This window comes from Candidatus Poriferisodalis sp., assembly GCF_965203655.1.
GTDB lineage: Bacteria > Actinomycetota > Acidimicrobiia > Acidimicrobiales > Poriferisodalaceae > Poriferisodalis.
The window spans coordinates 202,584-221,614 of record NZ_CBDBDD010000005.1; the positions used below are offsets into that span (position 1 = coordinate 202,584).

The following is a 19,031-nucleotide window of genomic DNA, read 5'->3' on the forward strand; positions in this document are numbered from 1 at the left end:
CAGCCTTGGAGACTGCGCCGATAGGCGGGTCAGGCACGCTGCGACGGCCCGCGGGGCGGCTACGAATCGAGTACCGGCGCTACGATACGGACATGGCACAGCTTCCGGCACAGCTTCCACTTGAATGCTGGTTGGACGCCGCGCTTGCAGGGGCATCCACCGAAGAGGTCCGAGACGACGACGGAGTCCTCGTCGGCTGGTGGGCCGAGAACCCGCAGTGCACGGGCGCATCCGCCTTCGGTGCCACACCCGACGAAGCCCGCGACAAACTTCGACAGGTGCTCATCGGCTGGGTTGAACTCGGTCAGCAACTCGATCAGCAGATCCCCTCATTTCACGACGGCATCGTCGCTGCCCCTGCATGAGCCGCCGGGTCTCCCCGGCCACCCGCCGTGAAGTCATCAAGTTCCTCAGCGAGCGCGGCTGGGTCGGGCCGCGGCCGGGCGGCAATCACGAGTACATGATCAAAGGGACCCATCGGCAGGTGATTCCCAGCGACAACGAGATAGCCGGCCCCTTTCTGCTGCGATTGCTCAAGCAGGCCGGCTACACGCGAGACGATTGGCTGAACCGCTGAGGGACTGCGCCGATGGGTGGGTCAGTGTGGTTGCCAGCGGTCGCGGTGATGGTCGCCTGTCCGCGCAGCTCCTCAGTGGCCGCCTCGCAGCAAGCTGGCGATGCCTGACATCAGCCGATCAGGACGATCTGAACGCTGCTCGCGCTGATCGGCTGCGCCGAGCAGAGCGCGGCTGGCCCGCACACCGAGCAGCCAGTTGCGCGGGATGCCGAGCACCCCGCCCCAGCGGTGGGTGACACGCGCCTCGGCGACCTGCGGCAGCATCTCGGAAAGCGCCCGCCAGATTCGCCGGTGCATACCCAGATGCGTCTCGGCAGCGGGCACGATCCGGGAGCCGAAGCTGTACGGCTCCCCGGTGGCGCCGAAAGCGATCCGGTTGTCGGCAGTGCGCTGTCCGTAGGTGACCATGCGGCGATCGTCGGCGAAGCTCGGCCGGTTCGCGAGGCCGATGTCGTCGAAGACTTCATCAGGCAGCGGCTCGGTGACGATCATCCGCGAATAGACGGGCAAGATGTCGCGCCGCAAGCCCTGCAGATCTCTCGTGTACGCCTCGGTGGCGCGCACGATCACCGGTGCACGCACCTCACGGCGGCCGCGACTCATCGGCGAACCACGAGCGCCCTCTGCGGCAATCTGCACTGCACCGCCGTCGAAACCGGTTACGCGTGTTTGCTCGTAGATCTCCACCCCCGCCGCTTCGGCGGCGCAGGCCAGCCCCAGCGCCAGCTTGGCGGGATCCACTACCGCAGAAGGGCCAAGCAGGACACCGCTGCGTACGTCGGTGGCATTGAGCTGGGTGGGGCTAGATTGGCGGGTGCCATCGTTGCCCGGTTGAGCGGCGACCGATTCTGAACCATCCGTGCGCTTTCCAGCGCCGTGACGTGCAGCGAGGGCCGATGACCGCTCCCGATGAATCGATCGCCGTGATGACCGACCAGGCAACCAGTGACGACACGCCATCCCCCGGCGTCGAGCCACGCCCGTCGGCGCAGCCGCCGCCAGAGGCGCCGCCCAGCGCGGAGGCCGCACCCGGAGCGATGCTTGGCACCCAAGCCCCGCACGAAGCGGTGCTCGCAGGTGCGCGGTCACGCGAGCCGAGGTCGGTGTCGCCGAACGCGATCATCGCGCTGCTCGGCACATTGCTTGTGACATCGCTAGGGGCCATGACCGGCCTCATGACATGGCAGATGAGCTCGCTGGGAGACGGCATCGACAAGCTCGACGCCAAGATCGACACGATTTACGACAAGCTCGACACCAAGATCGACACGAAGACTGGCGAGCTGCGGGCGGAGATGCAAGCCGGGTTCCGCGAGGTGAACGCGACGCTGTTGGATCACACCGACCGGCTGGCTCGCTTGGAGACCGCTGTCGGCCTGCTGCGCCCCGCGGACGACGAGACGCTTGACGACGCTGCCGATCCGGGGCCGCTAGACCCACCATCGACCGCGAATTCACGTACCTCGGGCCCCGAAGCTGAGAAACGCCCGAGCTGAGGAGCGCCGGACCGGGTGGGCGTGCCTCAGTTGCGGGGCACGTCCACCCAGGGCACGTCCTTGTCAATGCGGGGCTCGCCCGGCAGGCCGAGCACCTGCTCGCCCAGGATGTTCCGCATGATCTCCGAGGTGCCGCCCTCGATGGAGTTGGCGCGCACCCGCAGGAAGCCGTGCTGGACGCCGCCGTCGGAACCGTCCACCGACAGATCCCCCGGGCGGCGGAACGTGTAGTCGTAGCCGACGAGGCCGTCGGAGCCCATCATGTCGACGGCGCAGGTCATGAGGGCCTGGTTGAGCTCGGCGAACGCCAGCTTGGCGATCGACATCTCCGGCCCGGGGTTGCCCTTGCGCCGGTTGGCACCTGCACGCATGTTGGTCAGCCGCAGCACTTCGGCACGGGTCCACAGTTTCGTCAGCCGATCACGGGTGACGTCGTCGCGCTCGGCATCGTCACGCTGGTTCCACAGCTTCACCAGCACCGAGATGGGCCCGGAGCCTCGCTTGGGAGGGCCGGCACCGCCCGCACCGATGGCGTTGCGCTCGTTCATCAGCGTGGTCAGCGACACCCGCCAGCCGTCGCCCACGTCGCCGATGCGGCTGGCGTCGGGCACGCGCACATCGGTCATATAGACCTCGTTGAACTCGGCCTCGCCGGTGATCTGGCGCAGGGGGCGCACCTCCACGCCCGGCGACTTCATATCAAGTGCGAAGTAGGTCAGGCCCCGGTGCTTGGGCACCTCGGGATTGGTGCGGGTCACCAACATCCCGTAATCACCGAGATGAGCCAGGGTGTTCCAGACCTTCTGGCCGTTCACCACCCATTCTTCGCCATCGGCAACCGCCCGGGTCGCCAGCCCGGCGAAGTCGCTGCCCGCACCCGGCTCGCTGAACAGCTGGCACCACAGCTCCTCGCCCGTGAACATCGGCCGCAGGAAGCGCTGCTTGACCTCTTCGCTGCCATGGGTGTGAATGGTCGGCCCGGCCAGGTGCATGAAAAAGGTCACCGGCTTCATGGGTCGGGCACCCGCCGCCCGCAGCCGCTCCTCGACCCGTCGCTGCAGCTTCGGGCTCACTCCCAGGCCCCCATGGCCCTCGTCGAAATGCACCCACGCCAAGCCGGCGTCGAACTGTGCACCGCGAAACTCGGCATAGCTGAGCTGCTTGGGGTTGTGCGAGGCCAGCAACTCGTCGATGGCAGTATCAACCCGTGCAGCAGCGGGGTCGACGGCCGCGTCGGCAGCCGGGGCGTCAAGCGTGTCGGTCATGGCGCCAGTCTGCCAGCAGTGGGCGGCGCCGAGCGCTGCCCACCATCAAGCACAGGGCAGTGCCGAGCGCTGCCCATAATCAGGTACAGCGCGGCGTCGGGGTCAGTAGCGGTCGCCGGAGAATGACGGGTCGCTCTTGGCCAGGAAGGCCGCCGCTCCGTCAGCCATGTTCCGCGGGATCAGCACCGCCTGGTGTCCCATCTCCACGTCGAGTTGGTCGGTCAGATCACGCTGCGTGGCGCCGTCCACGGTTTCCCGGATGCGGCTCATAGCGGCGGGCGAACTGCGCCGCAGCACGTCCACCACCTGCCCGACGGCCGAGTCGAGCTCCTCGTCATCCACGGTCTTCCACACCAGGCCCCAATCTTCGGCCTGATCGGCAGTCACCCGCTCACCAAGCAGCGCCATGCCGAGCGCACGGGCACGGCCCACCCGCATCGGCAGCTGCCAGGTGGTTCCCAAGTCGGGAACGATGCCCAGCCGGGGTCCGAACGTGGCCACGAAGAACGCCGAGCGCGCCGCAATCGCCACGTCGCACGACAGCGCCAAACCGATGCCGCCGCCTGCGGTGACGCCGTTGATGCGAGCCACTGTCGGCACCGGGCACTCGGCCACGGCCCGGATCGCTGGGTGGAACACGTTGTCCATCGAGTCGGTGGTGGCCTCGCCGGCAGCGTCAGCGTCGAATCCCTCGGCGTCGCCGGCAGCCGCATTCCGCAGGTCAGCGCCTGAGCAGAAACCGCGGCCTTCGCCGGTGAGGATCACCGCTCGCACGCCATCGTCGGCAGCAACCATGCCGAACGCCTCGGTGATGTCGTTCATGAACTCGTCGTTCATGGAGTTCAGCGTCTCGGGGCGGTTCAGGGTGACGGTGGCCACGTCTCCTACAGGATCCCGCTCGACGCTGTAGTCGACCGTCCCATTCGACGGCTGCGGCTGACTGCTCATGATGAACCCCTCTGCAAACTCGATTGCGCCCGCGGCGCGTCGCCGAGCGTAGAGCGCGAGCTAGCTCCGATGCCGGGCTGCGTCAGCCCTGAAGGCGACGGCTACTTGTAGCGATAGGTGATACGACCGCGACTGAGGTCGTATGCCGAGACTTCGACTTGCACCCGATCTCCGGGAAGGATCCGGATGTGGTGCTTGCGCATCTTGCCGCTCAGGTGGCCCAGCACCTCGTGGCCGTTGTCGAGCTCAATACGGAAATGTCCGCCCTTGAGCGCTTCGACGGTCTTTCCTTCGAGCAAGATTGCGTCGTCTTTGACTTTCGGCACGTGGTTTCCCTGGTCGGCGGGCAGAACATGCGTGCCCACCGCGGTGAACATGCAGGCCCCGTGAGGGGCGACACATCATGGTAGCCCAGCGGGTTTGAATCCGCCCACGGGCCCCATCTCCGGCAGGAAACCCGATCCTGGCGACGCCGTCAGTGGCGCTTCACGCCGCCGTACTTCATGCGGGTGTCCGACATCGAGGCAATCTGCACCTCGTCGTCGTTGATGGCCGCCGCCGCCAATTCGCCCATGAACAGCGTGTGGGTGCCCAGGTTGACGCTGTGGCGCACTTCGAGGTCCATCCAGGCGGCCGCATCGACGAACACCGGCGCCCCGGTGGCAGCTTCGTACACCGCCCAGCCGTTCAGCGTCCCGGTGCCCGGGCCATCCCCGCCGGCTGCAGCCTCGTAGGTCGCCGGCTTAGCGAACTTCACGAATGGCCGGGTGTTGGCGGCGTCCCACAGGTTCACCGTGAACGATCCGCCGTCGGTGATCAGCCGGTGAGTGACGGCCGTGTTCTCCACGCCGATGCCGATGATCACCGGCTCCATCGAGAGCTGTGTGATCCAGCTCGTGGTCATCGCGTTGCGCTCGTCGCCGGATCGTGACCCCACGAGCGCCAACGCATTGGGGATCTTCCACGTCACCCGATTGACCAGCTCGTCCGTCAGCTCCGCAGCAGTCATGGCAGCACACTAGGCACCGATTCATCTCGACGAGCGCAGGCTCGACTCAGGGATTGGCGAAGAGCGCGCGGCTAGCGTGGGCGCCACGGCTTCGGGCTGACCGGCCCGAAGGCAGCGAGCGCGTACGCGGCGAATGCGGGGACGGCGACATGGCGTATGACCTGAAGATCACGGGCGGGACGATCATCGACGGGACGGGATCGCCCGGCTACGTCGGCGACGTGGGCATCTCGGACGGCAAGGTGGTGGCGCTCGGTTCGGCCCCGGCGGAAGCCACCGAGACCATCGACGCGACCGGGCGCATCGTGTGCCCCGGATTCGTGGACATCCACACCCACTACGACGCTCAGATCATGTGGGACCGGCTGGTGAGCTGTTCGCCGTGGCACGGCGTCACCACGATCGTGATGGGCAACTGCGGCTTCTCGGTAGCGCCCACGCGGCCCGAGCACCGCGATCTGATCATGCGCACGCTTGAGAACGTCGAGGGCATGAGCGTCGATGCGCTGCGAGCCGGCCTCGGCGACTGGGGCTTCGAGACCTTCCCGCAATACCTCGATGCTCTTGAGTCCAACGGCGCCGCGGTGAACATGGCGGCGCTCATCGGCCACACAGCGGCCCGCATGTACGTCATGGGCGAGGAAGCCACGGAGCGTGAAGGCACCCCCGAAGAGATCGCCGCCCAGCGCGACCTGGTGGCCGAGGCGCTGCGAGCCGGCGCGCTGGGCTTCGCGACCTCCAAGGCGCCCACCCACGTCGGCTACGAGGGTCGGCCCGTGCCGAGCCGCGCTGCCACGACCGACGAGATCGTCGAGATCGCCCAAGCGCTCGGCGACGCCGGCGGCGTGATGCAGGCCACCGTGGGCCGGGGTCTCAGCCACGACGAGTTCGCTCGCATCGCCGAGACCACCGGGGCGCACGTCAGCTGGACGGCGCTGCTGGGCTCGGCACGCGGCCCGGGCAGCCACCGCGCCGAGCTGGAGCGGGCCCGTGAGATCGCCAACCGCGGCCTGCCGGTCTTCCCCCAGGTGGCCGTGCAGCCGATCCAGTTCGAGATGAGCTGGAAGGCGCCCTTCATCTATGAGGCGCTGCGCTGCTTCACACCGGTCTCCCAGAGCGATCTGGAAGGCCGCAAGCGCTACTACGCCGACCCCGACTGGCGGGCCGAGTTCAAGGAGAAGGCCGGCAATGGCGGCAAGATCGGCGACCGCTGGGCTCGTACCGAGGTGAGCTACCTGCCGCACAACCCCGCACTCGAGGGCGGCAACATCCAAGAACTGGCCGACGAGGCCGGTCAGGACCCCGTGGACTGGGTGCTCGACGTGGCCCTCGAAGCCGACCTGGAGATGCGCATCGTCCAGGACGTCATCAATCACGATCCCGACGACATCGATGAGCTGCTGCACGATCCCACGACCGTGATCGGGTTGTCTGACGCCGGAGCGCACGCCAGCCAGCTCTGCGACGCCAAGTACTCGACGGAGTTCCTGCAGACGTTCGTGCGCGACCGGCAGAGCTTCGATCTCGAGACCGCCATCCACATGCTGACCCAGCGTCCCGCCGAGGTGTTCGGCATCGCCGACCGGGGCACGCTTGCCGAGGGCAAGCCCGCCGACGTGGTGGTGTTCGACGCCGACGAGGTCGGCCACTTGGGCAAGCGGCGGGTGTACGACCTGCCCGCCGGCGCTGATCGGCTGATCTCCGACGCGAAGGGCATCGACGCAGTGGTGGTAAACGGCACGATCATCCGGCGCGACGGCGCCGACGCGGTCGATCCGCACGGCCCGCTGCCGGGCAAGCTGCTGCGCAACGGCAAAGGCTGAGCGGCTGAGCTGACCGGATCCGCCTGATCGGCCCGACCCGGGCCCGCTCGTTGCATAGCGCAAGCCGCATGGCAGGCTTGCTGCCGTGATCGATCTTCGCTCCGACACCGTTTCCAAGCCGACGCCCGAAATGCGGGCGGCCATGGCAGCCGCCGACGTCGGAGACGACGTGTGGGGCGACGATCCCACGGTGAACGAGCTCGAGCGCTACACCGCCGAGCTGCTCGGCAAGGCGGCGGCGCTGTACGTGCCCAGCGGCACCCAGTCGAACCTGTGCGGCCTGCTGGCCCACTGCGAGCGGGGCGACGAGTACATCGTCGGCCATCACGCCCACACCTACATGTACGAGGGCGGCGGCGCTGCCGTGCTGGGCAGCATCCAACCCCAGCCAGTGCCCACCGACGAAACCGGCATGCTCGACCTCAAGGCAGCCGAGGAGGCAGTGAAGCCCAACAACAGCCACTTCGCCCGCACCAAGCTGCTATGCCTCGAGAACACCATCGACGGCAAAGCGCTGACGACCGACCAGCATCAAGCGGCGCGCGACTTCGCAGATGATCACGGCCTCGGACTGCACCTCGACGGCGCCCGGCTGTGGAATGCGGCCGTAGCGCTGAGCCTGTCCCCCGCTGAGGTCGCCGCACCATTCGACACTGTTTCGGTGTGCTTGTCCAAAGGCCTCGGAGCCCCGGTGGGCTCGGTGCTGTGCGGCTCCTCAGAGCTGGTATCGGCAGCTCGGCGCTGGCGCAAGGTGCTCGGTGGCGGCATGCGTCAGGCCGGCGTCGTCGCCGCGGGCGGCCTGTACGCCCTGCAGCACCACATCGACCGGCTGGCCGACGACCACGCCAACGCGCAACGACTGGCGGCCGGGCTCGCGGCCATCGACGGCGTCACCGTCACCGGGTGCAACACCAACATGGTGTTCTCGCGCATCGACCGCGACGATCCGACACTCAGCAAGCGCGTCGAGGCTCGGGGTGTGCGGGCCGACTGGCGCTTCGCCCGCTCCTACCAAGAAAGATCCAATCGTGAATCCGCGCCCGGCGACAGTCGGCAGGGCCATGGCCGCTTCGGCCGCTCGCGCATGGTGCTGCATCTCGACGTCAGCGAGGCCGACGTCGACACGGCCCTGGAGGCCATCGCCGCCGAACTGGCGACCTGAAATCCGCTTCGCGCGGATGCGATGCCAGACCTACGGTCACGAACAGGACCAGCCTCTCCGAGTGCGGGCTACAACAAGCCTGCTCTGACCACACTCGGTTGAGGCTGGCCTCCCGCACAACTATAGGCGGAGCCCGAATCCCGGGCTTTCAATTTTCGGCCCGGTCAGTCGGCGATGAGTTCCCGGTCGGCTGCTCGGGGCTCGCAGACGTAGTCGTCGAGGTTGGCTTCGGAGGTCATGGCGAAGTAGTCGACGTTACGCCATGGCGAGTTGACCACGATGCGGCCAGCCTCGTTGCGGTAGTAGCTGGTCATGCCGGGATGCATCCACACCATGTTCTCGTGGGCATAGTCGACGCGGTCGCGATACTCGTCGTGGACATCTCGCCGCACCTCCACCGACCCGAGCCCCTCAGCGCACATCTTGGCGATCATGTCCATGACGTAGCGCACCTGCATCTCCACCACGAAGATCAGGCTGCCGCCATGGCCGGGCTGCAGGTTCGGCCCGTACAGCGTGAAGAAGTTGGGGAAGTCGGGCGTGACCGTTCCCAAGTAGGCGCTGGCGTCGTCGTCGCCCCACGATTCCCGCAAGCTGCGACCCGAGCGGCCGGTTGCCTGGTAGGTGGTGATGAACCGCAGCACGTCGAAGCCCGTGGCCAGCACCAGCACGTCGGCTTCGCGCTCGGTGCCGTCGGCGGTGCGGATGGTCTGGCCTGAGATCTCTGCGATCGGATTGTCGACCAGCTCCACATTCGGATTGCGCAGCATCCGGTACCAGCCGTTGTCCATCAGCATGCGCTTGCCGAATGGCGGGTACGTGGGCAGCACCTTGTCGAGCAGTTCGTCTGCCCGGTCGCCCAGCTCGTCGACGACGTAGCGCGTTAAGTAGGCGCGGTGGGCGTCGTTCTGGGCATTGAGCGACCGTTCGGGGTGTTCCCAATCAGGGTCCTTCTGCAGCGCAGTGTGGATCCGGTCGTTGAATGTCCAGCCCAGCCGTACCCGGTACCAGGCCCGGTACAGCGGCACGGCCTCGAACAGGGTCCGCATGGCGTCGGGAACCGGCTTGCGGAATTGCTCGAACGGCGCGGCCCAATGGTTGGACCGCTGGTAGATCGCCAGCGACTCCACTCCGTGCTGGATCTCGGGAGCTGTTTGCATGCAGCTCGCCCCGTTGCCCACGATTGCCACGCGCTTGCCGGCGACATCGGCATCGGCGGGCCAGCGAGCGGTGTGCCACGTCTCGCCGCTCCAGGTCTCGAGGCCGTCGATGTTGGGGCGGATCGGCGGGTTGAAGATGCCCGCAGCGCTGATGATGACGTTTGCCTCGATGATCTCGGCAGGGCCGTCGACTCCCTGAGTGTGGCCGTTGGCACCCGGCGCCGTGGCCGCGCCGTCGTCGCGGCGCCGCAGGCCGGTCTCGTCGGGCGTGGCGCTGAGGCCGAGCCGCCCGGTCTCCCAGCGGCCCTCGTTGTCGGCCACATGGCGCACCTCGGCCTGCCAGACCTGCCGCTCGGCGTCGTAGCTGACGCGCTCCACCGAGGTGTTGAAGCGGATGCTGCGCCGCACGTCGAAGTCGTCGGCCACCTTCTCGAGGTAGCCGTGGAGCTCGTCGCGCAGGCAGAAGTACATCTTCCAGTCGTGCGGGGCGAACGAGTACGAGTACAGGTGGTTCGGTGTGTCCACGCCGGCACCCGGGTAGCGGTTCTCCCACCACACGCCGCCGACCGTGCCGTTGCGCTCGACCACCTCGTAGGGCACGCCGGCCTGCTGCAAGTTGATGGCAGCGCACAGCCCCGAGGCTCCCGCGCCGATGACCAGTACTTTGAAACCTGGCGGCACGTTGATCGGGTCGTGGTCGAGGAATTTGGCGAGGCCGAGTTGGGCAGCGGTGAAGGCGCCGTACTCGTCGGGCACGTGCTCGCCCATGGCGGTGCTGAGCATCCTGGTGATGAGGGCGTCGTCGGGCTCGCCGATCGCCATCGGGCGGCCGTCCCGCCAGGCGGCAATGGCCTCGAGCGCGGCCTCCCGAACCTCCCGCTGATGCTCGGGCGCCAGGCCGCCGGTGTCGTTGTCGCCGAGTCCCGGCTGGCGTTTCGGCCGGTAGGGGTCGTCGAGCCAATGCAGCTCGCCGGTCATCTGCACCAGCACCATCAGCAGCGTCGGGATGTTCGCTACCGCTACCGCAGCGGCAAGCGTCTCATCGTCCACATCGGGGCGACCCGCGGCCGTCGGGGCGCCGTAGTCGGCCGCATGGGCTCCGTTTGCTGCATTGGTTCTGGACATCTCTGACATCGCTCCCCCTGTTGGCCCGAGGGCCAGCGTAGGACGTGGCGCCGCAGAGGATCGGGTGTGCCGCGGCCGCTGCGTACTGGCGATCTTTCCGCGTGCCGGCTGATCAAACCGCGTCAGGCCTGTTTGGTCAGCTCGCCGCGCAGGTGGTGCAGCAGATCGGCCTGGCCCACGGCGGCCATCCACAGCTCGGAGATCAGCGTCGGGTTCTCGGCGGTGCCCGTCCCGACGATGCTCAGCTCCCGCCGCACCAAGGTAACTTCCTTGGCGGTCGGGGTCAGGCCCACATGCTTGCTCGCCAGCTCGATCGCCAAACCGTCGGACGTGGTGCGCACCCTTCCGAGACAGATCTCGGTGACACCGGATGGTTGTGCCAGGGTGAGCTCGATCTGGCCGTCACCCACGGCGCGCAGGTAGCCCGCCTCGGAGTGCAGCGGCTCGCCGGTGACTGCGTTGCGAGTGCGCTGGGTCATGGACACGAACGGCTTGCCCACATGGCCGAACGTCAATTCCTCGATGTAAGCGAATTCGTCGATGGTCGGGTACTGGCCCGTGCCCCCGCCCTGCCAGGTTCCCAGCAGCGGGGCGAGGGGCACGCAGTGCGGGTGCAGCTCAGCCATAGCCGCAACCTAGTGGGGAGCTCTCCGCGGTCAAGCCTCTAGGGTCTGCGGCCATGAGAGCAGCCTTAGAGGTCGGATTCGGTGTCCACGAAACGCACCGGGTCACCGACGAGATGTCCCCGCCGCACCTGCCCAACAAGGTGCTGTCCACCCCTGACATGGTCCGTCTCATCGAGGGCACCTGCCTGTTCGGCGTCCAGCCGTACCTCGACGAGAACCAGACGACCGTGGGCATCCACATCTGCGTCAGCCACGAGGCCGCTGTCGCCGCAGGCGAAGACGTCGTGGTGGCGGGCGAGATCAGCGATATCGACCGCCGGCGCCTGGTGTTCGACATCAAGGTCACCCACGGCGACACGCTGATCTCCCAAGGCACCCACCAGCGGTTCATCGTGGGCGGGTGAGGAAATGGGCTAGCCCTGGCGCTGCCTCATCTGCTGCACGAAGCGGATGATCCGCATCGTGTCGAGCGCGGTGAACCGCCCGATGGGGCCCGTCGAATAGCACGCTTGGGCGACCTTGCCGCCCGGGGACAGGATGAACCCGGTGGCATGCAGAATGCCCCGCCCCTCCTCGGTGTAGGCACCGGTCAGCGACGACACCTCGTCCATGTCGGCGCTGTGCAGCATCTTCACCGTGCGCAGCTGCAAGCCGTCGGAGAGGCCCTGCGTGGTCTCCTTGTCGTCCACGGAGAGCGCCACGACGCTGGCGCCGAGCGTCTTGAGCAGCGAGCCAGCGCCGTCGAAGTCAACCAACTGTTGACGGCAGTACGGTCACCAGTGGCCCCGGTACACCAGCACCACGCCCCAGCCGTCGCCGAAGACGCCGGGGATCGTGACCTGCTGATCTTCAAGGTCGGCCAGAGTGAGTTCGGGGAATCGATCCCCGCTGTCGAGCTTCATCGCTTCACGCGCCTTCCTGCCGCTGCCAGCGGACGCTACCGCCGAGTGCGTCGTTGAGTCCCACGACCCCTCGCCGCTGACGGCAATACTGGCAGTCTGCGCTGAGGGGCGCGAGAGGGGGCGTGCATCATGATCGACTGGCTCGGCATCGGCCATCTGTTCAAGTTGACTGCTGGTGAGGCGGTGCTGGGATTCCTCACACCGCTGTTCGTCTGCGCCTTTGTCTTCGTGGCGCACATGATCCTGCCCGCCCGGCGCGTGACGGGCTACGCCACCGACCGCGAGACCGGCGAACCCCGCAGCTACCGGCTCAACGGCATCTTGGTGTTCGCGCTCGCGCACATCGTGTGGGCGTTCGAGCTCTTCGGGCTGCCACGGGAATGGTTCTACCGGTCGACCATGTACGCGATCGCAGGCGGCGTGATCATCGCCGCCATCGCGACCGTCTTCGTGGTGTTCACCCAGCCCGAGGGCGAACAGAAGAACCCCTTGATTGCGTTCTATCTCGGACGTGCGCAGGAGCTGCAGTTCTTCAACAACCGCTTCGACCTCAAGATGTACTTCTACATCGTGGGCGGCACGATGCTGTCGCTCAACGCATGGTCCGGGTTGGCATGGCACGTCGACTTTGTCGACGATGTCAACCCAGGCCTGATCCTCTACGTCGTCATCAACTCCTTCTACGTCTTCGACTACTTCGTATGGGAGCGAGTGCAGCTCTACACCTACGACCTCATCCACGAGAACGTCGGATTCAAGCTCGTCTGGGGCGGGCCGTTCGTGTGGGGCTGGATGTTCGTGCTGCCGCTGTGGGGCTTGGCGAAGCACCCCGATCCAGGCTTCTCCGGCGGCTGGCTGTATCTCTGGCTGATCGGCAGCGCAGTGCTGTTTGTGGCGGGCTGGGTGATCTCCCGCGGCTCCAACATGCAGAAGTACACGTTCAAGCGCTGGCCCGAACGCAGCTTTCTCGGTATCAAGCCGGAGATCATCGTGGCCGGCGACCGCAAGATCCTCTGCAGCGGATTCTGGGGCAAGGCGAGGCACTTCGGCTACTCCGGCGAGGCCCTGTACGGGCTGTCCAACGCTCTGGTCTTCGGGCACTTCACCAATCTGTGGGCTTGGAGCTACCTGATCCTCATCGTGACCTTCTTCGTGCCCCGCCAGTTCGAGGACGACAAGGTCTGCGCCGAGAAGTACGGCGCAGAGAAGTGGGCCGAATACCAGGCCCGTGTTCCATACCGGATCATCCCCGGCATCTTCTAGCGGCGACCGGCTGCGCCGGTACCGGAAAGGAGGCCACCGATGTTCGAGCGGCTCGGCATCGGTCACCTGACAGAGCTGACAGCGGGCGAGGCGGTGCTGGGATTTCTCACACCGCTGTTCGTGATGGCCGCGTTCTTGCTGCTGCAGATGGTGATTCCCGGAAAACGCGTCCCCGGTTACGTCATCGACACCGAGACGGGACAGCCACGCAGCTACCGCCTCAACGGCCTCGCCGTCTTCGTCGTGGCCCAGGTGCTGTGGTGGTTCGAGCTCACTGGCATGCCACACGACTGGTTCTACCGCTCATCGCTGTACGCCGTGGCGGGCGGCACCGTGCTGGCCGTCATCATGACGCTGATCGCCGTGTTCAGCCAGCCCGAAGGCGACGTCAAGAACAAATTCCTGGCGTGCTGGTTCGGCCGCGCCCAGGAGATGCAGTTCTTCAATGACCGCATCGATCTCAAGATGTACTTCTACGTGGTCGGCGGCACGATGCTGTCGCTCAATGCCTTCTCCGGCGCGGTCTGGCACTACGACAACGTCGACAACCCCAATCCGGGCGCGTACCTCTTCGCAGCGTTCTTCACCCTCTACGTCTTCGACTACTTCGTCTTCGAGCGAGTGCAGCTCTACACGTTCGACATCATCTACGAGCGCCTCGGGTTCAAGATGTTCTGGGGCGGCCTGTTCGTCTACGGCTGGATGTTCATCATCCCGATGTGGGGCATGGCAGCGCATCCCGATCCGGGCCATGGCGGGGGCTGGCGGACGCTCTGGCTGATCGGCGCACCGGCGCTGTACCTGGCGGGCTGGTGCATCAGCCGTGGCGCCAACATGCAGAAGTACACGTTCAAGCGCTGGCCCGAGCGCAGCTTCCTGGGCATCAAGCCGCAGATCATCGAAGCCGGCGAGCGCAAGATTCTGTGCAGCGGTTTCTGGGGCGCATCCCGCCATCCCAACTACATGGGCGAAGTGTTCTACGGGCTGGGCCTCGCCGTGGCGTGGGGTCACTTCGGCAACCTGTGGGCGTGGCTCTACCTGATCTATGTCTTCGCGCTGTTCAGCTACCGGCAGATGGACGACGACAAGCGCTGCGCGCAGAAGTACGGCCCCACCAAATGGGCCGAGTACCGCGAGCGGGTCCCGTACCGCATCGTTCCCGGCATCTACTGAGCCGGTTCGCGGGCCAATCCGACACGCCAGCATGAGCACGTCGGTGGGCGCTGCAGGACTCGAACCTGCGACCCCCTCCTTGTAAGGGAGGTGCTCTCGCCAGCTGAGCTAAGCGCCCCCGCAGCCGGGATTGGCAGGCTACCGGCCGTCGCCTGACCCAGACCCTGGCTGCCGAGCGTGTCGGCTCAGCCTCTGAGCAGGGCCGCCAGTTCGGGCGTGCTGGCAGCGATGGGCCCCCGGCGCTCGCCGTGGCTGAGGTGAAAGAGCTCCCTGCCGCTGGTCTCGCCGGTCCACGCGCCTGCCTCGTTGCAGATCAGGATGCCGGCGGCGTAGTCCCAGACGCCGTGGTTCGAGTTGAGGTCGATGTACGCATCGAGCCGACCGCAAGCGACCGCACACAGGTCAAGCGCCGCAGAGCCCAGCACCCGCACCTGCCAGACCGGCAGGTCAGCGCCGGGACGGCCCGACACGCCGATCACAGCCCGCTCACCACTCGTCTGCCCGCTGGGCCCGATCGGCGTCCCGTTGCGCTGTGCTCCCCCGCCGGCTACGGCCGTGAACTCCTCACCCGAGACAAGGTGACGCACCAAGCCTGCGACCGGCACCAGCCCGTCGACTGCGCACAGGCTGATGCAGTAGTGCGGGATGCCGCGTGAGGCGTTGGTGGAACCGTCGACCGGGTCGACGATGACGGTCTCGCTGCCCGATCCGGCGCGCCGCCCGGATTCCTCGCTCAGCACGCCGACGCTGCTGGCCTCCAGTACGCCGAGCGCCGCATCGTCTGCGACCTGATCGAGCGCGTACTGATCGGGGCGCTCGCCGCCGTCGCGCCAACGGTCGAAGGCGGCCAGCGCCGCTTCGACCGAGTCGGCAGTGCGCCGCAGCAGCTCGATCCAGTCATCGCTCTCGGAATTCATTCGTCGAATGCTGCCACCCGGCGCTATAACCTCCGCGCATCGTTTCGGCGCCGCGTGGGGAGCGTCCTGATGGCAGCGATCGACATAGCCGGTTACGTGACAAGCCTGAAGGACCATGCGCACGCGCACGGGTTTCACATTCACGACGAACGGCAGTTCATCGAGACATACAGCCTGCGTCAGACCTGGGAAGTCGATCTGCACCCCGCCGAGGCCTGCGGGGGTCCGCTCGATCTGCATCTCACCCTGGAGGTCGATCCGCGGACGATGCTGTCTTTCGAGGATGTGCTGTGGGCGACGCCAGAAGACGATCTCCCGCCCGACGAATTCTGGCTGCCGCTGCTGTTCACCTGGGCCCTGCCGCCGCTCGACCACAGTCCCGACATGCTGGTGCTGGCGACCGACCTCGCCGGATTGGGCGGCACGGCATTGCCGGTCGAGGTGTCAGCGATCGACTCGCTGTCCTCGGTGACGGATCCGGCCAAGCGGACGCTCATGATCGTCGCCCGCAGGGAGCTGTCGCTCCAAGCGCTGCTGCGGGGCGAGGACGACATGTGCGAACCGTTCGACCTCTGCACCAAGATCTGTGACTACCTCCTGCACCACGCGCAGGACTGGTACGACGAGGTGCCGTCCTAGGCGCTGAGACCGGCCAGCCGGCGCGGTCGGATCAGTCGGCGCGGATGACGACGCCGGCCTCGCTCACCCGACCCGAGGCGATGTTGCGCTCGAGCGCCTCGGCGGCATCGTCAGTGCCCACCGGGTAGAAGCAGCGGTACGTGTGAGCAACGTCGGGCTCGCCGCCGTTGCCGCCATCGCTGCCGCCGCCGGTGACGGCTGACCGGGACCGGGTCGGGGCAGGCACCTCGATGAGCGCCGGCTCCTCGGCGAAGCACAGATCCTGCGCGTACTTGCAGCGCGGGGCGAACTTGCAGCCCGGATCGAGGCTGGTCATGGTCGGCGGCTGGCCGCCGATGATCTCGAGGCGGGCATGGCTGTCGTCGCTGACCTTGGGAATCGACCGGAACAGCGCCTCGGTGTAGGGCATCTTCATCTCACCGAAGAGCGTCTTGGTCGAAGCGCGCTCCACGATGCGCCCCGCGTACATCACGATGATCTCATCGGTGCGGCCGGCCACGATGCCGAGGTCGTGCGTGATGAGCACCAGTGACATGTTCCGCTCGGCCCGTTCGGCCTCCAGCAGGTCCAGGATCTGCGCCTGCACGGTGACGTCCAGCGCCGTGGTGGGCTCATCCGCGATGAGCAGGCGAGGGCTGCAGGCCAGTGCGATGGCGATCACGATGCGCTGGCGCATGCCGCCCGAGAGCTGGTGGGGGTACTCGTCGATACGCCGGTGCGGCTCGGGAATGCCCACCTCTTCGAGCAGATCGAGCGCAGCGCTGCGCGCAGCACGCGCCGACAGGTCGCGGTGCACCCGCAGGCCCTCGCCCACCTGCTTGCCGATCTTCATCACCGGATTGAGCGAGCCGAGCGGGTCCTGGAAGACCATCGCGAGCTGCGGCCCCCACATCTCGAGCAGGTCCCGTCGGCCCAGCGACATCATGTCGATGCCGTCGAAGGTGACGTTGCCGGTCGAGGTCACCCGCGACTTGGGCAGCAGCCGCATGATCGACCTCGACATGACCGACTTGCCCGAGCCGGACTCCCCCACCACGCCCAGGCGCGCCCCCCGGTGCAGCGACCACTCGACCCCGTCGACCGCCACCAACGGTCCCGCGGCTGTGTGGAATGTGGTGCGCAGCTCGCTCACGTCGAGCAGCGACGGCTCGCCTGACGGCGAGGTGCCCTGCGCGGCGGTCTCGCTCATGACTCGCCCCGGGCGACCGCCGCCAGATCGACACGCACGGGTGCCTCCTCGCCGAAGAGCGGCGTGTGGCACGCCACGAACCGGCCGGGCGCGATCTCGCGCATCTCGGGCTCCTCGGCAGCGCAGCGCTCGGCCGCGAGCGGGCAGCGTGTGCGGAAACGGCAGCCCGACGGCGGATCCATCGGCGAGGGCAGCTCGCCGCCGATGCGCTCGGTGCCGAGTTCGGCCTCGGGATCGGGATGAGGTATCGCTGCCAGCAGCACTTCGGTATAGGGATGCGCCGGCTGGGAGAACATCGCGTCCGGCTCGCTGACCTCGCAGAGCTTGCCGAGGTACATCACCGCCACCCGGTCGCTCACATTCTTGACCACGGCGAGATCGTGCGCGATGAAGACGAGCGTCAGGCCCATCTGCTTCTTGAGGTCTTCGAGCAGGTTGAGAATCTGCGCCTGCACCGAGACGTCCAGCGAGGAGACGGGCTCGTCGCAGATGATCACCTGCGGCACGCTGACGAGTGCCCGGGCGATCGAGAGCCGCTGCGCCTGGCCGCCCGAGAACTCCCACGGGCGGCGGTCCAAGGCGTCGTCGGGGTTGATGCCGACGTAGTTGAGCACCTCTCGCACTCGTGGCTCGGCTTGCTCGCGCTCGACTTGGCGGTTCGCCCGGTGACGGCGCAGCACCCACCGCAGGAGCAGGGTGTCGACCACGACGGAGGCGACGAGCACGATGAGCTTGGCGTTGTCGTCGAGACCGGCGACGTAGAAGACCTGCAAGACCACCATGGCGCTGAGCGTCGTGGCGACGCCGCTGGCGCCGGCGCGCGCCGGCTGCATGATCGATGCGATCAGCCAGACGACGAGCACGACGGTGAGCAGGCTCAGCCCGCCCGAGTTGAGCCACTGGGCCCAGCCGCCGAAGCTCGACCAGGTGCGCCAGAGCATGAACGCGCTGGCACCCGTGGTGACGGCCACGCCGGCGAGCCCGACGGCGCCCGAGACGTCGCCGAACTGGCGCGACATCAAGCCGAAGGGCAGCATCACTGCCAGCAGCACCCACGTCAGGCCCAGCAGCAGGGCGGTCGCAGCGGCCAGCAGCAGCACCGCAAGCGTCGGGAAGCCGATGATCGCAGCGGGCACCTGCGTCCACCCCAGCCAGGGCTCCGCAGCGCGCTCCTCGACGGCCTCAGAGAGGATCCACAGCACGAAGGCCACCGAGGCCAGCAGGCCCACGATCCGCAGCGGTGCCGCCCGTCTCAGCAAGTTCTGCAGCAGCTCGCCGATGCGGTCCTGCCACATCGCCATGGCGGTGCGCCTCGCCACGTTCTCCAGTGCAATGAACAGCGGCTCGGCGATGATGTCGCGCACCCGACGCCGGGGGTTCAGCGACGAGATCGGATCCTGGTAGATCATCTGCAGCCGCGGACGCACCTCGCGCATGGCGTCCTCGTCGAGCTCAGTCAGCTCCCGGCCGGTGAGCTGCACCGAACCCGAGGTGGGCGTCGGCAGCTGCAGGATCGCCCGCCCCGTGGTGCTCTTGCCGCAGCCCGATTCGCCGACCAGCCCGAGGGTCTCGCCCTCTGCCAGATCGAGCGACACGCCCGACACGGCGTACACCGTGCGGCCGCCGGCTGCGGGGAACTCCATCACCAGGTCGCGTGCGGTCAGCAGGGCGTCCGGGCGCAGGTGGGCGTTGCCGCTGCCGGCCATCAGCGGGCCGCCCTCGTCCGCAGCCTCGCAGCCCCGTCCGCACGACACAGC

Annotated in this window: 20 protein-coding genes, 1 tRNA gene and 2 pseudogenes; 9 read left to right on the top strand and 14 right to left on the bottom strand. The window is 67.3% G+C overall.

Annotation, left to right across the window (positions count from 1 at the left end; genetic code table 11):
- Positions 1–92: 92 nt before the first annotated feature.
- Positions 93–365, top strand: a complete 273-nt coding sequence (locus tag ACOGW9_RS05235) for a type II toxin-antitoxin system HicB family antitoxin (RefSeq protein ID WP_419909055.1) — start codon at positions 93–95, stop codon at positions 363–365.
- Complete coding sequence (locus tag ACOGW9_RS05240; protein WP_419909057.1) at positions 362–577, top strand: type II toxin-antitoxin system HicA family toxin; 216 nt, start codon at positions 362–364, stop codon at positions 575–577. Before ACOGW9_RS05235 ends, ACOGW9_RS05240 begins: the two co-directional genes overlap by 4 nt.
- A 72-nt stretch (positions 578–649) precedes the next feature.
- On the opposite strand, the gene ACOGW9_RS05245 is transcribed toward ACOGW9_RS05240, so the two are convergent.
- Positions 650–1,537 carry an NAD(P)/FAD-dependent oxidoreductase gene (locus ACOGW9_RS05245; RefSeq protein WP_419909059.1) on the bottom strand — a complete coding sequence of 296 codons (888 nt, stop codon included), beginning with the start codon at positions 1,535–1,537 and terminating at the stop codon, positions 650–652.
- On the opposite strand from ACOGW9_RS05245, the gene ACOGW9_RS05250 reads away from it, so the two are divergent.
- Positions 1,474–2,073, top strand: a complete 600-nt coding sequence (locus ACOGW9_RS05250) for a hypothetical protein (protein ID WP_419909333.1) — start codon at positions 1,474–1,476, stop codon at positions 2,071–2,073. The two genes, ACOGW9_RS05245 and ACOGW9_RS05250, sit on opposite strands and share 64 nt — an antisense overlap.
- 26 nt (positions 2,074–2,099) lie before the next feature.
- Here ACOGW9_RS05250 and ACOGW9_RS05255 read toward each other — a convergent pair whose 3' ends face one another.
- The 4 genes from ACOGW9_RS05255 to ACOGW9_RS05270 form a co-directional block, all read right to left on the bottom strand.
- Positions 2,100–3,338 (bottom strand): acyl-CoA dehydrogenase family protein, encoded by a 1,239-nt coding sequence (locus tag ACOGW9_RS05255; protein ID WP_419909061.1) that lies wholly within the window; start codon positions 3,336–3,338, stop codon positions 2,100–2,102.
- Positions 3,339–3,440: 102 nt separating this feature from the next.
- A complete protein-coding gene (locus ACOGW9_RS05260; protein ID WP_419909063.1) occupies positions 3,441–4,286 on the bottom strand; it encodes an enoyl-CoA hydratase/isomerase family protein in 846 nt (281 codons plus the stop codon).
- Between the two features lie 101 nt (positions 4,287–4,387).
- Positions 4,388–4,612, bottom strand: coding sequence for a translation initiation factor IF-1 (gene infA / locus ACOGW9_RS05265; protein ID WP_323672860.1), 225 nt, complete (start codon positions 4,610–4,612; stop codon positions 4,388–4,390).
- Positions 4,613–4,761: 149 nt separating this feature from the next.
- Positions 4,762–5,295 (bottom strand): flavin reductase family protein, encoded by a 534-nt coding sequence (locus tag ACOGW9_RS05270; RefSeq protein ID WP_419909065.1) that lies wholly within the window; start codon positions 5,293–5,295, stop codon positions 4,762–4,764.
- A 149-nt stretch (positions 5,296–5,444) separates the two neighbouring features.
- Here ACOGW9_RS05270 and ACOGW9_RS05275 point away from each other — a divergent pair, with 149 nt between their 5' ends.
- On the top strand, positions 5,445–7,118 hold the full coding sequence (locus ACOGW9_RS05275; RefSeq protein ID WP_419909067.1) for an N-acyl-D-amino-acid deacylase family protein: 1,674 nt from the start codon (positions 5,445–5,447) through the stop codon (positions 7,116–7,118).
- Between the two features lie 85 nt (positions 7,119–7,203).
- Positions 7,204–8,280: a low-specificity L-threonine aldolase gene (gene ltaE / locus ACOGW9_RS05280; protein ID WP_419909069.1), complete on the top strand. Its 1,077-nt coding sequence runs from the start codon at positions 7,204–7,206 to the stop codon at positions 8,278–8,280.
- A 164-nt stretch (positions 8,281–8,444) separates the two neighbouring features.
- Here the strand turns inward: ltaE and ACOGW9_RS05285 are convergent, their stop codons facing one another.
- Together ACOGW9_RS05285 and ACOGW9_RS05290 are read right to left on the bottom strand one after the other, a co-directional pair.
- On the bottom strand, positions 8,445–10,565 hold the full coding sequence (locus ACOGW9_RS05285; RefSeq protein ID WP_419909071.1) for a flavin-containing monooxygenase: 2,121 nt from the start codon (positions 10,563–10,565) through the stop codon (positions 8,445–8,447).
- A 122-nt stretch (positions 10,566–10,687) separates the two neighbouring features.
- Positions 10,688–11,191, bottom strand: coding sequence for an FABP family protein (locus ACOGW9_RS05290; RefSeq protein WP_419909073.1), 504 nt, complete (start codon positions 11,189–11,191; stop codon positions 10,688–10,690).
- A 53-nt stretch (positions 11,192–11,244) separates the two neighbouring features.
- On the opposite strand from ACOGW9_RS05290, the gene ACOGW9_RS05295 reads away from it, so the two are divergent.
- The gene (locus ACOGW9_RS05295) at positions 11,245–11,595 is read left to right on the top strand and encodes a thioesterase family protein (protein ID WP_419909075.1); all 351 of its coding nucleotides are present in this window, start codon (positions 11,245–11,247) and stop codon (positions 11,593–11,595) included.
- Positions 11,596–11,604: 9 nt separating this feature from the next.
- Here ACOGW9_RS05295 and ACOGW9_RS05300 read toward each other — a convergent pair whose 3' ends face one another.
- Complete coding sequence (locus tag ACOGW9_RS05300; protein WP_419909077.1) at positions 11,605–11,946, bottom strand: peroxiredoxin; 342 nt, start codon at positions 11,944–11,946, stop codon at positions 11,605–11,607.
- An 18-nt stretch (positions 11,947–11,964) separates the two neighbouring features.
- On the bottom strand, positions 11,965–12,093 hold the full coding sequence (locus ACOGW9_RS05305) for a hypothetical protein (protein ID WP_419909079.1): 129 nt from the start codon (positions 12,091–12,093) through the stop codon (positions 11,965–11,967).
- Positions 12,094–12,222: 129 nt separating this feature from the next.
- Between ACOGW9_RS05305 and ACOGW9_RS05310 the strand changes: the two genes are divergently transcribed.
- Positions 12,223–13,356, top strand: a complete 1,134-nt coding sequence (locus ACOGW9_RS05310) for an ergosterol biosynthesis protein (RefSeq protein ID WP_419909081.1) — start codon at positions 12,223–12,225, stop codon at positions 13,354–13,356.
- A 39-nt stretch (positions 13,357–13,395) separates the two neighbouring features.
- The gene (locus tag ACOGW9_RS05315; RefSeq protein ID WP_419909083.1) at positions 13,396–14,529 is read left to right on the top strand and encodes a DUF1295 domain-containing protein; all 1,134 of its coding nucleotides are present in this window, start codon (positions 13,396–13,398) and stop codon (positions 14,527–14,529) included.
- A gap of 44 nt (positions 14,530–14,573) precedes the next feature.
- Here ACOGW9_RS05315 and ACOGW9_RS05320 read toward each other — a convergent pair.
- Positions 14,574–14,647 (bottom strand) — tRNA-Val (locus ACOGW9_RS05320).
- Between the two features lie 67 nt (positions 14,648–14,714).
- Positions 14,715–15,446, bottom strand: a complete 732-nt coding sequence (locus tag ACOGW9_RS05325; RefSeq protein WP_419909085.1) for an inositol monophosphatase family protein — start codon at positions 15,444–15,446, stop codon at positions 14,715–14,717.
- Between the two features lie 69 nt (positions 15,447–15,515).
- Between ACOGW9_RS05325 and ACOGW9_RS05330 the strand changes: the two genes are divergently transcribed.
- On the top strand, positions 15,516–16,085 hold the full coding sequence (locus ACOGW9_RS05330; RefSeq protein ID WP_419909087.1) for a hypothetical protein: 570 nt from the start codon (positions 15,516–15,518) through the stop codon (positions 16,083–16,085).
- A 31-nt stretch (positions 16,086–16,116) separates the two neighbouring features.
- Here ACOGW9_RS05330 and ACOGW9_RS05335 read toward each other — a convergent pair whose 3' ends face one another.
- The 3 genes and pseudogenes from ACOGW9_RS05335 to ACOGW9_RS05345 all read right to left on the bottom strand — a co-directional run.
- Positions 16,117–17,274, bottom strand: a complete 1,158-nt coding sequence (locus ACOGW9_RS05335) for an ABC transporter ATP-binding protein (RefSeq protein ID WP_419909089.1) — start codon at positions 17,272–17,274, stop codon at positions 16,117–16,119.
- A pseudogene (locus ACOGW9_RS05340) lies at positions 17,271–17,918 on the bottom strand (oligopeptide/dipeptide ABC transporter ATP-binding protein); the annotation flags it as partial. The gene ACOGW9_RS05335 and the pseudogene ACOGW9_RS05340, both read right to left, overlap by 4 nt.
- 669 nt (positions 17,919–18,587) lie before the next feature.
- Positions 18,588–18,980, bottom strand: a pseudogene (locus tag ACOGW9_RS05345) (ATP-binding cassette domain-containing protein); the annotation flags it as partial.
- Positions 18,981–19,031 lie beyond the last annotated feature (51 nt).